Origin of the sequence: Pseudomonas fluorescens (assembly GCF_018614655.1) — a bacterium.
GTDB classification, from domain to species: Bacteria; Pseudomonadota; Gammaproteobacteria; order Pseudomonadales; family Pseudomonadaceae; genus Aquipseudomonas; species Aquipseudomonas fluorescens_BX.
In genome coordinates this window covers 1-13,069 of sequence record NZ_JAGGOG010000035.1, presented here as the reverse complement: position 1 = coordinate 13,069, position 13,069 = coordinate 1, and the positions used below count along the sequence as shown (strand labels likewise).

The 13,069-nt window shown below is 58.1% G+C and carries 9 protein-coding genes, 1 rRNA gene and 2 pseudogenes; 7 read left to right on the top strand and 5 right to left on the bottom strand.

Annotated elements, in window-relative coordinates; translation table 11 throughout:
- The first annotated feature begins 116 nt into the window (after positions 1-116).
- Entirely contained in the window at positions 117-455 is a 339-nt protein-coding gene (locus J7E41_RS26635) for a tryptophan synthase subunit beta (RefSeq protein ID WP_214997233.1), read from the top strand.
- A 40-nt stretch (positions 456-495) separates the two neighbouring features.
- On the opposite strand, the gene lapD is transcribed toward J7E41_RS26635, so the two are convergent.
- The gene (gene lapD / locus J7E41_RS26630) at positions 496-2,445 is read right to left on the bottom strand and encodes a cyclic di-GMP receptor LapD (protein ID WP_214997232.1); all 1,950 of its coding nucleotides are present in this window, start codon (positions 2,443-2,445) and stop codon (positions 496-498) included.
- Positions 2,446-2,459: 14 nt separating this feature from the next.
- Positions 2,460-3,152, bottom strand: a complete 693-nt coding sequence (lapG, locus tag J7E41_RS26625; RefSeq protein ID WP_214997231.1) for a cysteine protease LapG — start codon at positions 3,150-3,152, stop codon at positions 2,460-2,462.
- Between the two features lie 249 nt (positions 3,153-3,401).
- Between lapG and J7E41_RS26620 the strand changes: the two genes are divergently transcribed.
- The 5 genes from J7E41_RS26620 to J7E41_RS26600 all read left to right on the top strand — a co-directional run bounded on the left by J7E41_RS26620 (position 3,402) and on the right by J7E41_RS26600 (position 10,232).
- On the top strand, positions 3,402-4,112 hold the full coding sequence (locus tag J7E41_RS26620) for a GntR family transcriptional regulator (RefSeq protein ID WP_214997230.1): 711 nt from the start codon (positions 3,402-3,404) through the stop codon (positions 4,110-4,112).
- Between the two features lie 536 nt (positions 4,113-4,648).
- Positions 4,649-5,425 carry a DUF3050 domain-containing protein gene (locus tag J7E41_RS26615; protein WP_214997229.1) on the top strand — a complete coding sequence of 259 codons (777 nt, stop codon included), beginning with the start codon at positions 4,649-4,651 and terminating at the stop codon, positions 5,423-5,425.
- Positions 5,422-6,369, top strand: coding sequence for a diiron oxygenase (locus tag J7E41_RS26610; protein ID WP_214997228.1), 948 nt, complete (start codon positions 5,422-5,424; stop codon positions 6,367-6,369). Before J7E41_RS26615 ends, J7E41_RS26610 begins: the two co-directional genes overlap by 4 nt.
- Positions 6,366-9,746, top strand: a complete 3,381-nt coding sequence (locus J7E41_RS26605) for an amino acid adenylation domain-containing protein (RefSeq protein WP_214997227.1) — start codon at positions 6,366-6,368, stop codon at positions 9,744-9,746. Before J7E41_RS26610 ends, J7E41_RS26605 begins: the two co-directional genes overlap by 4 nt.
- Positions 9,747-9,773: 27 nt before the next feature.
- Positions 9,774-10,232 (top strand): SRPBCC family protein, encoded by a 459-nt coding sequence (locus tag J7E41_RS26600; protein ID WP_214997226.1) that lies wholly within the window; start codon positions 9,774-9,776, stop codon positions 10,230-10,232.
- Between the two features lie 49 nt (positions 10,233-10,281).
- Here the strand turns inward: J7E41_RS26600 and J7E41_RS28640 are convergent, their stop codons facing one another.
- On the bottom strand, positions 10,282-11,067 hold the full coding sequence (locus J7E41_RS28640; protein WP_435304144.1) for a methyl-accepting chemotaxis protein: 786 nt from the start codon (positions 11,065-11,067) through the stop codon (positions 10,282-10,284).
- A gap of 69 nt (positions 11,068-11,136) precedes the next feature.
- Positions 11,137-12,162 (bottom strand): annotated as a pseudogene (locus tag J7E41_RS28635) (HAMP domain-containing protein); the annotation flags it as partial.
- Between the two features lie 186 nt (positions 12,163-12,348).
- On the opposite strand from J7E41_RS28635, the pseudogene J7E41_RS28275 reads away from it, so the two are divergent.
- Positions 12,349-12,520 (top strand): annotated as a pseudogene (locus J7E41_RS28275) (sigma-70 family RNA polymerase sigma factor); the annotation flags it as partial.
- A 319-nt stretch (positions 12,521-12,839) separates the two neighbouring features.
- On the opposite strand, the gene rrf reads toward J7E41_RS28275, so the two are convergent.
- Positions 12,840-12,955: ribosomal RNA gene (rrf, locus tag J7E41_RS26590) — 5S ribosomal RNA — on the bottom strand.
- Positions 12,956-13,069 lie beyond the last annotated feature (114 nt).

Genomic DNA, 13,069 nt, shown 5'->3' with positions numbered 1-13,069 from the left:
AGGCCGCTCGTCACTGGCATGGGGTCACGGTTGCACGGCATACTCACGGCCAAATGCACGCCGTTGGCCTATGCTGCTGACAGGTTGTTGCCAGTTCTTCTCATGAGGGATGTTCAATGTTCTACGTGCAACGTGATGCACAGGGTGAGCTGATTCGCGTAGAAACAGCGCCGTACGCTGAGGCGACGGGAACCTTGCCGTCCGATCACCTTGAGATCCAGACCTGGTTCGCTGACGAAAAAGCAGAGGTGAGCCTCAAGCAGCTCAAGCACAGCGACTCGGAGATGATCCGGGTGCTGGAAGACTTGATTCAGGTGCTGATCCAGAAAGGCGTGATCAACCTGACCGACCTGCCGGTCGCCGCGCAGGAAAAGTTGAAAGACCGTAGCAGCGCACGGGAATCATTGGGCGGCCTGAGCCAATTGATCGATGACGACGAAACCGGTTTGATCTGATCTCACACCCCGTTCCTCGACAGCGGCTACAGAAATGGCGCTACCCGCGCCACGGCGCCGGCTCACCAAACAGTTGCCCCTGCACACCGAAAATTCCCATCTCGCGGATCACTTTCAATTCCCCCTCGGTTTCCACGCGCTCTGCGATCAGTGGTAGATCGATGCTGTGGGCTGCGCGCTGGATAGCTTCGATAAACAGGCGTTTGTCGCTCTCCTGATCGATGTCGCGGATGTAGCTGCCATCGATCTTCAGGTAGGCCAGGCCCAAGCGGGCCAGGTTGCCGATCATGCTGAATCGCCCGCCAAAGCGCTGCAAGCTTAGGGCGAAGCCGAGTTCGCGCAGCCGCTGGGTGAGTTGCTCCAACACGACCTGTTCAGGCAATTGCTCTTCACCGATTTCCAGGGTCAGGCGCGGCCCCAGGTTGGAATGCTGACGCAGCAGATCAAAAACCCGGTTCAGGGCTTGAGGATCGGCCAGGGTAGCCGCCGATAGATTCAACGCCAGGCAGTGGGTGTGGCCGCTCATCTGCTTGAGCACCAGTTCCAGCATCAAGCGGTCCAGACGCGCCGACCAGCCGAAGCGCTCGAGCCAGGGCAGGAAACGCCCTGCCGGGATGGTATGACCATGGTCATCCACCAGCCGAGACAAGACTTTGTAGTGCAGGACCAACTGGGGATCCTGGCTGGCAACCACCGGCTGAAAGTACAGCTGAAAACGCTGTTGGGTCAACGCGTCATCCAGCAAGGTGTGCCAGGCATGGTGGTCGTCACCGACGCTGGCGGCGGCGCTGTGGTCGAGGCACACCCAACTGGCCTCGCCTTGGCCTTCGGCCTGGGCCAGGGCTTGATCGGCGAGCGTCAGCAACGCTTGCGGCGCGTCGCCGTGATTGAACGGAGCCAGGCCAATGTAGGCCACCGGTGTCACGTCGCTGGCGCCAGTGGCTTGCAGGCTGAGCAGGCTACTCTCCAGGCTCTGTGCCAGTTGCAACGCCTCTTCGCGCATCAGCCCCGGCGCCAGCACGGCGAACTCGCCACCACGAATACGGGTGACCAGGTTGTGGGTTTCCGGGTAGGGCTCGCATTGGCGCAGCAGTTGCTCGCCTACCGCCTGCAACAACCGGTCAGTGCGCTGGCCGCCCAGGCGCTGGTTGAGGCCGGCCAGGTCCTTGACCCGCAGCAGCAGCAAATAGCCGGAACTGGTTTCTTCGGGATTGCTGACGCGGGCGTTGAGTTGCATCTCGAAATAACGACGGTTGGCCAGGCCGGTGAGGTTGTCCTGATAAGACTCGACCCGCAGCTTTTCGCTACGCTCAGCCTGCTCTTGAAACAGCGCCTTGAGCTTCTCCACCATCTGGTTCATCGCCTGCACGACTCGGCGCAGTTCAGGGGTGCGCGGCAGTTCCGGCAGGCTGAGAAACTCCCGGCGGGCAATGGCGTGGGACTGTTTGACCATGTAATCCAGAGGTTTCAATTGGCGGCGCAACAGCAAGGCCCCGAGCACCGCACTGACCGCACCACACAGCAGCAACCAACCCAGGCTGCCGAGGGCGCTCTGCCAGAGTTTGGCCAGAGCGAACATCGGGTGGCTGACCACCTCGACCCTCGCTGCTTGTTCCCAGCCGCGGCTGACCAAGGCATCACCACCGGCCGGCTCAAGCCCGATCAATTTAACGAACCAATTCGGCACGCCATTGTTGTCAGGGATGCCGCTGCGTTCGACGATGGTCTTGTCGGTCGCCAGGTCCACCACGCGGATGCTGGCGTAGTAACCACTGTCGAAAATCGAGCTGACCAGCAACTCCACCATCGCCGGGTCGTCGATGTTTGGGGTCAGCGACAATGCCAGGGCTGTCGCCGCGTCTTGGGCATGGGAGCGCAACTGGTTCACGTATTGAGTACGCGAGCTTTCCAGGCTGACCATGAAGCTGCCGCTGAAGGCGACCACCAGGAACAGACAGATAGCGATCAACAGTTGTTTGAACAGAGACATCTGAACAGTTACTCCTAGTTGGCAGGCTCGGCTGGAAAGCCTTCCGCACGCATTTTTCTCAATACATCCTGCCAGCGCGACAAGCGTTTGGTGTCGCCGACTTTTTTGTTGCCCTTGGCACCCGGTAGCCACAAACCTTCGGCATTGAAGGAGTAAACGGGCAGCAAGTCGGTACGTTGGCTGGCCGGCTGGATTTCATCCATCAGGCTGTCGAGCACCAGTGGCATCGCCTCTGGCGTCGAATAATAGGTCAAGACCATGTGGGCGCGATTCTGACGCAGCGCCTTGACGTAGGTAATGCGCAATTTGTCACTGGAGACACCCAGGTGACGCAGGCTGAAATACTTGGCGATTGCATAATCTTCGCAATCCCCAGCGCCCTTCCACAGGGCTTCGATGGGGGTTTCCCAATAATCCACCTGATGCCACAGGTCGATGTCTTCCACATAATGCATCTGCTTGTTGAAGAACAGGTTGACCACCTTGAGCTGTTCCAACTCACTGACTTGCTGTTGTGTCGCCAGCAGTCGTTGCCAAGCATCGATGCGTTGCTGGCCTTCCCCCAGCGATCCGTACAAGGCGGTGGCCTTGCGGCTGATCTGAGAGAAATCCCAATCGGCATGCAACCCGCCAGGCAATAAGCCAGCCAGCAGCAGCGCCGAAAACAGCCAGCACAGGATCCGGGAGGGAGTAAAACGTACCGCCAATGCGTTCAGTCCGTGGAGAGAGACGGAATTTCAATGGATGGTGAAGCTTCAGTCGGTAAAAAACAATGGCACGATGCAATCACCCTTGCGGCGCCAGGCTTTTTGAACCAAGGCCTGTCAGATAACTAAAGGCAGTGATGTAAGGCCTTACAAACAGAAACCTTGCCTGTTTGACAAGCCTGAAGGCAGTCTCTAGTGTGCATTGGATCCAATAAGCCAGCCTATTCTAAAAAGGAGGATAGCGTAGTCGTGACGCAGAAGCCGAACCCTTTGAGCAGCATCAAGATCAGCGGGCCCATCCCCGCCCACCTTGCTCGCTCCATGATTGAAGAAACATTGCGTAACGCCATCCTCGATGGCCGCTTACCTTGCGGCACTGCCATGCGCCAGCAGGAGCTGGCCAGCCTGTTCGGGGTCAGCCGAATGCCCGTACGCGAAGCCCTGCGCCAACTGGAGGCCCAGTCGCTGCTGCATGTCGTAACCCATAAAGGCGCAGTGGTTGCCCCCCTGATTGAAGACAACTCGGCTGAAACCTATGCCTTGCGTCTTCTTCTGGAGTCCGAGGCGCTACGCTTATCGATTCCCCTGCTCACCGACGACGACATCGCCGAGGCCGACGCTTGTATTGACGCCCTTGAACGCGAAACCGATTACACCGAGATTGGTCGGCTCAATCGCCTGTTTCACATGGCCTTGTATGGCAAGGCCCCCAATCAGCGGCTGCTCAAGCTGGTGGAGCATGGGCTGAACGAAGAGGAACGCTTCCTGCGTTTCAACCTCGAGTCCATGGGGCTGGGCGAAACGTCCCAGGAAGACCACCGCGAACTGCTGAACCTGGTGGCACAAAAGAAGGTCGACGAAAGCATCCTGACCTTGCGCAACCATCTCATGCGGGGGATGGAGGTGATTACAAACTACCTGAACGGCCTTGAGCGGACCGACGAACATGGTTCGCTGTAAGTTTTCCAGGGAACTCAATGGTCCCTTCGACCACAAAGGCGCTGCATGAGCCTCAGGTCATAGCACAGTAGGCCGCCTGGCCTATTGATGTCGGCCTGTTGCACCTTGTGTATAACGACGCAAACGTTATTTGCAACCACATACCCAGTGTCAATCGGCTGGTTGCCGATACCTGCCTGAAACTCTCCCATTTAAACCTGCAACTCAAAAGGAAACTTCCCACTTCAATAGCAGAACATCTCGACTATCAACTTTCTTATTTCTAAAACAACTAAAAAGCACTAAGCATTTAATTCGCTTATTTTTTATTAATCCTTAATCCCCCCCAATCGACCACGTTAATACTGGCTTGGGCTCACTGCGTTCGGCGTCCCTTTAGAGAAGGCCTTGGCGTTACCCCAGCGTGTTGCCTGCTGAAAGGCTCTGATCCGGCCGCTGGTTAAAAATATTCTCTCGCCAGTAAACCCCAATACTCATTTGTCGCCGAAACAACTCGCTCCTACCAGCACTGACATAACGTTTTATAGGCACCCAACATGTTTCAATGCCAAGCACTACTTGAACAAAAAAAGTTGCAACTGCGCAGCCATCCAATATTTCTGGAGATAAATTCGCTCCCCAAACTTCAATATTTCATGCAATACCATGTATTTGCCGTTTGGGACTTCATGACCCTTACCAAACGTCTGCAACAGGACTTGACCTGCGTGCGCCTGCCCTGGCTGCCCCCCGTGGACTCACAGGCAGCACGCCTGATCAATGAAATCGTGCTGGGTGAGGAGTCAGACGAACGTGTGGGTACAGGACACTGCAGCCACTTCGAGCTGTACCTGGAGGCCATGCGCGAAGTCGGCGCCACCACCACGGCCATCGAGACGTTCATCACCCTCTTGCGTGAAGGCACAAGCGTGGAAACGGCATTGCAGCAGATCGACATCCACCCTGCCGTGGTCCGCTTTGTCAGAAATACCTTGCACATCGCCTTGAACGCGCCGACTCACTGCGTGGCTGCGGTCTTTCTCCATGGTCGGGAGAGCATCATCCCGTCGATGTTCAAACGCTTCCTCGACGGCTGCGATATCGCCCACCACCAAGCTCCCACCTTGTGTTACTACCTCAAGCGACATATAGAGTTGGACGCCCAGGATCACGAGCCAGCGGCGGAACAGCTGCTCCAGCGCCTGATCCTCGCCGACCCGCACCGCGATCAACAAGCCTGCGGCGTCGCCCTCGCCGCCGTGGAAAACCGTATTGCCTTGTGGGATGGATTACGCCAGAGCCGCCATGCCAAGACGCAAGAGGTGAGCGTATGAACGCCGCCGATTACCGTTCATTTGCCGAAGACTGGGAGCAGCGCGCCACGATCCGCACACGGCCTCGCCGCCTGCTGGAGGATGACGACAAGCTGATCTTCCCCCTGTGCCGCCAACCCTTGGTGCTCACCGCGACCTTTCTCGAACAGTGCCCCCAATGGCGCGACTTTGTCCTGGTGCAGACGTTCTACAAGTTCATCAACGATGTGGTGATCTTTGAAACCGAAATCGTTGATAAGACGGCGCGTAGCATTGCCAAGAACCGCTTTTCGGTGCCCTTCCCTTTCGCCTGTCGCTACAACGCAATGACCGTGGTCGTTGATGAGGACTACCACGCCCTCGTCGCCCTGGACTTCATGCAACAGACGATAGAAATGACCGGCATCCGACCTCTGGAGTTGCCGACACAAATCGAGCTTAGCGTGGCGATACCGGCGGCACTGAACCTGGCTCCCGAACACTTGCGCGATGCCGTGGAGTTGATTTGCGTAGCGATCGCGGAGAACACGGTAACCCAGGACGTCGCGGCGTTTTCCAAGGACGACAGCGTCAAGCAGTCCATCAAAGGCTTGATGGCCGATCACTTGTTTGACGAGGGCCGCCACGCCGGGTTCTGGACACGCCTGGTACGCCGTTACTGGCTCACTGCGAGCGATGAGGACCGCGCCACCATCGCCCAAATCCTTCCGGTATTTCTTCAACATTACCTGACCAACGACCTGCAAAAAGGCTTCGACCTGCAATTGATCGAGCACCTGGACGTCAGCGCCAGCACCCGCGCCGCCCTTCAGGCCGAGGCCCATGCCTTGGCCTTCCCTATTACCTGCCAGCACCCGCTGGTGGGCAATATCATGGGCTTGTTGCGCCGCAGCGGCTTGCTGCAAACACCTAGTGTCTCGCAAGCGCTGGACGCCTACCTGCCAGTGCCAGGAGGAAGTTCATGAGACGCTTGAAGATTGTGCTGATCGGTACCAGCAGGGCGTTGAAGGAGATAAAGGCGGCATTGGAGCCATTCGGCCATGAGCTGCTCCCGATGACTGTAAGGCAAGACGTCGACCTGCTGATCGAAGACGCAAGCCAGCCAGTGCCAGCCGGATTCATCGCAACTGCATGGGTGAGGTTGCGCCTCGATATCGGCCCGGTGACCGGCTGCGGGCTACCGGCACTGCAGTTCAGAGGCTACGACAGCAAGCGTCGCCTGTTCGCCATCCTGGACGTTACGGGCGAGGCCTGCGGCAACGGTCAGAGGTTGCGGCAACGGGCTGTGGCTCTCCTGGCCGAATGGGTCGCCCTGCACGTCAGTGGATTCTCGCGAGATGCCGGGTACTTCTCTCGAACATTTAGCGCCCACGATTATCAGGAGCACGGTCTGCAAGGGCTGGATTCGCTGGCGTATCTGCATCGCTATAACCGGACCGCTGATCTGGTACTGCTGCAAAAGGCCCAAGTCCCAATGATCGAGCGGCTGGAACAGAGCTTTCAGCGTTTCGCCGAGCGGCCGGCGCTGAGCGTCGCGGGCATCACCTTCAGTTATCGTCAGTTACATCGTCAAAGCCAAGCCATCCAGCGGCGCCTGCAGCCATTGCTGGCGCCATTTGATACGACGCCGGTGGTCGCTATCTGCCTGGGCAAATCTCTCGAACTCTACGCCGGCATTCTGGCCATCCTCGGCTGTGGCGCGGTGTACCTGCCACTGGAACCCGGCCATCCGCTGCGACGTCAGCAGGCCATGCTGGAAAATGCTCGCACATCGGTGCTGCTGGACGATGGCACGCACCCGTTGCGCGAGCATTTTGTTTCACTGGATATCAGCGCCCTCGACACCGACAGCGCCCAACCGCTATTGCGTCACCGCCTCTCGGATGACGCGCCGTGTATGGTGCTCTATACCTCTGGCACGACCGGACAACCCAAGGGCGTCATGCTGAGCCAGCATAACCTGGCCCATTTCACGGCCTGGATCGCACCCCATGTGCAACTGACGGAATTCAGCCGAGTCCTGCAGTTTTCTTCCCTGAGCGTTGATTCTTCGCTGATCGATATCTTCCCGACCTTGATTCAGGGTGCCGAGCTGATCGTACCCAACGAGGATCAACGTCGTGACCCGCAACAGCTGGTGGGGCTGATCCGCGAGCAACGTATCACCCATGCCTTCCTGCCTCCGGCGCTGCTGAGCATCCTGCCTCTGGAGCCAGCCCTGGGCTTGACCCATCTACTGACCGGAGGCGACGTCTGCGAGCCTTACGTCATCGAACGTCTGGCCGGACAGTGTCAGTTGCACAATCTCTATGGCCCGACCGAAGCCACGGTCCTGGTGACCACCCGCACGATGCAGCCCGCAGACAGCAATCACAACCTGGGCACACCCATTGCCAACAGCCAAGTGCTGATCCTTGACGGTGAGCTTCAACCGGTGGATGAGCAGGTCATGGGCGAGCTGTACATCGTCGGCCCCGGGGTAAGCCTGGGCTATGTGAATAACCCGCAACAGACGGCACAGCGCTACGTAGAACTCTCGCTACCCGATGGCAAAACCTTGCGGGCCTATCGCAGCGGCGACATGGCGAAATGGACCGATGACGGTGTCGAGCTCGGCGGGCGCCGGGACAACCAAGTGAAAATCCGTGGTTTTCGCGTCGAGCCGCAGGAGATCGAACACTGCCTGCGCAGCAGTCAACTGTTTCGTCAGGTGGCGGTGGTGATCGACCGTGATCGGCGGATCCTGGCCTTCGTGACACAACCTGAACAGCACGCCACCTTGTCAGCGCTCAAGCAGCACGCCGCGTACTCGCTACCGGACTATATGCAGCCAACGCTGTGCACCGAGCTGAAGAGCATGCCGCGCTCCAGCAGTGGCAAAGTCGACCGGCAGGCGTTGCTGGCGATGAGGATCCAGGCCACCTCGGACATCACTCACCGGGCACCGCAAACCTCTCGGGAAGCACAGTTGCTGAATCTGTGGAGTGAACTCTTGGCCTTACCGGTCAGCGGGCTGTCGACGGACGACAGCTTCTTCAATCTCGGCGGTCACTCCATCCTGTTGTCGACCATGCTTCTGCGCATCCGCGAGCAGTTTGGTCGCAGTCTTTCGCTCAATCGGTTTATTGAAGTGCCCACGGTTCGTACGCTCGCCGCACTGATGGGCGACAACGCACCGGCCGAGGTGCCCACGAGCCAAGCCGCACGGGACGCGTTGCGTGAGCTGCGCCTGACGACGCTGCCGGCGGATCAAGCGGGGAACCGTCACAAGGTGATTGTCACCGGCGCCAACAGTTTTGTCGGCGTACATATCGTCGAGGCGTTACTGGCCGGTGATGCGCTTGAGGTCGCCTGCTTGGTGCGCGAAATTCCCGGGGGCTGCGCGTCCATGCGATTTGCCGAGGCGTTGCGCGACTATCAGCTGGAGCACCTGGACCTGGGCCGGGTGCGGGTGTATGCCGCCGACATCAGCCAGCCTCGCTTGGGGCTGGCGGCCGAGGTCTATGATTACCTCGCCGGCGAGTACGGGGTACTGGTACACAACGCCGCTCACGTCAATCACGTCATGGATTATGCGGCACTGGCCAAGGACAACGTCGAACCGGTGCTTGAATGCCTGCGCTTGTGTGAGACCGGGCGCAAGAAGGTCTTCAATTTCATCTCGACACTGTCGGCATCCAGCAGCATCGATGCGCTGGGCCAGGTCCTTGAATCCCCCGCTGCCGCCACTCCACCGCTCTACATCAAGAACGGCTACAACCTGTCCAAATGGGTGGCCGAGCGCCTGCTGGGACGTGCAGTCGAACACGGCGCATGGGTCAATATCCATCGCCCTGGGAACATCAGTTTCAACAGCCGTAACGGCGTCTGCCAGCCGCAGAAGAATCGCCTGATGCTGATGCTCAAGGGCTCGTTGCAGCTAGGGCTCGTCCCACGCCTGGAGTTGAATTTCGATTTGATGCCGGTGGATTTCCTGGCTCGGTTTGTTGCATTCCACTGCGGCCACTGGCAACCGGAATGCGCTGTTTTCAACCTGCACAACCCACAGCCACTGAGCTGGGCAGCTTACGTGGAGTCATTTCGTGAGGCGGGGCACGTCTTCGAGCTAATCAGCGTCGCCGACTGGCAGCGGCAATTGAGCCGGGTGGACAGCGATAACGCACTGTTCGGTGTGCTCGGTTTTTACCTCAATGGTCAGGGAGAGGACATCGGCGACACCTCCATGATCCGCCATGACAATGCCCGACAAGGCGTCAAACGGATGGGCGCACGGTACCCCGAAAAGGACCCTGCGCTGCTACGTAAGGGATGCCGTTACCTCAGGCACATCGGTTTCCTCTGATCACTGTTTCGCCCACAGGAGCACCTTATGAAACAGCTGCAACCCGATACCTTGATCAAAAACCCACGTGGCAAACCTGTGTTGTCTTGCGTAGTGATTGCCTGCGATGCCGCCTCGCTATGGAAGGTGGTCGGTCACTTCGGTGGGTTTGATGCGTTCATCCCTGCCCTGTCCCACATCGAGTTAACAGATGCAGGCGTAGGATCATTGCGCAAGAAATGCTTCCAGGATGGAAACCTGGTGGTGGAGCAACTCAACAGCCGTGATGAACACGCCATGAACATGACCTGGACCACGATCTACAACACCTTGGGCGTGGCCCGGCTGTGGGCGTCGATGAGTGTCGAGCCTGTCGGGGACGCCCACGCCAGGGCGACATGGACGATCATTGCCGAGCCCATCGAAGCAGAGCAGGAAGGCTTTGAGCCGTTCGTGCAGACGTTCATCGACAATGCGCTGGAGAACGTGCGTCAGTTACTGAGCTAAACCGGTGGTGAGTGGCCATGCCCCTCACCACCACCCTGCACGCTGACGGTCAGATCTTGAAGCTGTCGACCAACTGTTTCAAACGATTGGCCTGTTGAGACAGCGCGTCGCAATCCTTCAAGGTTTCGTTGAGGTTGACCACACCCTGCTGGTTAAGCAGGTTGATCTGGTTGATGTCGACGTTGAGGGTTTCCACCACGGCGGTCTGCTCTTCGGTGGCCGCCGCTACCGACTGGTTCATGCCATCAATCTCGACAATCCGTTGCGTAACGCTGACCAGACGCTCGCCGGCCTGGTTCGCCACTTCGACGCTTTCTTCGCTGGATGCCTGGCTGGCGTTCATCGTGCTGACAGCTTCCCGCGAACCGACCTGCAGGGAGGTGATCATTTTGTGGATCTCTTCTGCCGACTCTTGAGTGCGATGGGCCAGGTTGCGCACTTCATCGGCCACCACCGCGAACCCACGCCCCGCTTCCCCCGCACGCGCAGCTTCAATCGCAGCGTTGAGGGCCAGCAGGTTGGTTTGCTGTGAGATGCCTTTGATCACATCCAGAATATGTCCGATGTTGTCGGTGCTCGCATTCAGGGTTTCGATCTGGGTGCAGGACAAGCTGATTTTCTGCGACAGCTCCGACATAGCCTGAATGGTTTGCTCCACCACCTTACGACCATCATCGGCCTGCTCGCTGGCACCACTGGCGTGCTGCGAAGCATCGGCCGCGTTGCGCGCAATTTCCTGAGTGGCAGCCCCCAACTCGTTGATCGCGGCGGCCACGCTATTGGTACGGGCACTCTGCTCGTCGGAGCCGATGATCGACGCATTGGAGGAAGCCATCACGCGCTGGGACAAATCATGCACCTGGCGCGTGGCCGAGGACACTTCGCAAATCGAGGCATGAATACGCTCGACGAACTGGTTGAAAGAACTGCCTAGCTCACCAAACTCATCCTTGCTTTCGACCGCCAGGCGGCGGGTCAAATCGCCCTCCCCCTGGGCAATGTCCTGCATGGCACGGCCCATGGTGGTCAGCGGACGCATCAGCACTTGGATCAGCAGACTCAAGAGCACGGCAATCGCCGCCACGGCGATGAACATGGCAATCAAGGCGGAAGTGCGGAATTTACCCAGCGCGGCGTAGGCTTTGTCTTTGTCGATCGACAGACCAATGTACCAGTCCGCATTGGGCAGGCCGCTGATCGGGGTAAAAGACAGAATCCGATCTTTACCATTGAGCACCACGTCTTGATTGACCTTCTCGATACGGACGTTGGTACCGGGGTAGATATCTTTGAGGTTTTTCATCACCTGGTCCTGATCAGGACTGACGATGACCTGACCGTCACCGCTGACCAGGAACGCATGGCCGATGCCGCCGAAATCCACCGAGTTGATGATCTTCACCAAGGTTTGCAGGCTCAAGTCACCACCCACCACACCCAGCAGTTCACCATTCTTTTTGATCGGCATGGCAATGGTCACGATCAGTCCACCCACCGCCGCCATGTAAGGCGGAGTCAGCATCGTCTTGTCGGCCGCTACCGCTTGTTTGTACCAGGGACGCTGACGCGGGTCGTAGTCATCGGGCATTTTTGCGTCAGGGCGTTGAGTGAACACACCGTTGGTTGAACCGACGTAAGTGAACTGGAAGTTCGAGGTGAACGCCGATTGATCGACCAGCCCCGGCAGGTCAGCGCCGCTACCTTGATGGGCAACGTTCTGCGCAAGGCTTTCCAGTACCAATACCCGGCCACTGAGCCAGTTCTGCACACTGCTGGCGGTCAGGTCGCCCGACTGCTGGATGGACGACTCCAGGTTTTGCGTGATGGTGCTGCGCTGAAGGTAGTCGTTGTACAACGTGAATAACGCGAAGGCCAGAACCACGACGCCTGACGCGGCCAACAGAATTTTATGACTGAACTTGAGATTCATTTCATCGACTTCTTTTGCCAAAAAGGGGGGTGAGCGTGCCGGATGCAACATTCCATGTAACGGGATAGGCGGACTCTTCGATCGCTCTATTTCGGTGCACGCATGGCTCATCAGGCTTTCGGCCAAGACCGGATAAATCTTAGAAATTTGTGAGAATCATCTTCTTTCTATGTCGGAACCCGACAGGTGGTAACAGCGCAAAGGGCCGAGCAGGCGCGTTACAGCAACCATCACGGCTGGCTGAACAAGATGTTTGGGCAATGCGGTGGGCCTGGTTCCGGACACCTTTGTCCGGCTGTTACGGAAAACCGAGGGCTTTGAGCTCGAGGCACCTCGGGCGTTTTTGCGCACCATTGCCTGAGGGCTGCGCGAGGCTCACCATGAGCGCGAGCTGGCGTGGCAGCGTGTCCAGGTCCTTGCAGCAGGACCAGCTTGCAGCGATTCCTGGCACCCATGTGGCACTGGAAAACAGTACTCGGCGCAGAGTCGACGGCAGGCGTTGAACGTGTTGTCAGGCACGCTGTTGGTGGGATCAACGGCGAGGGTCAGCAGAGACCTAAGGCTGGCAACGTTGGACTTCCGAATCGCGGGCGGCTTGTGGGTTTACTTACCGTTTATGCTGCCCTGAAACGACAAAACCCCTGTCTGCATTAGCAGACAGGGGTTTCGGAATTCAATCTTGACGATGACCTACTCTCACATGGGGAAACCCCACACTACCATCGGCGATGCATCGTTTCACTACTGAGTTCGGGATGGGATCAGGTGGTTCCAATGCTCTATGGTCGTCAAGAAATTCTGTGTACCCGTCCGTTGCGCTTGCAACGTACCGGTGAAAATCATGGACTTCTACATAAACAAAACCCCTGTCTGCGTTAGCAAACAGGGGTTCTGGAATTTAATCTTG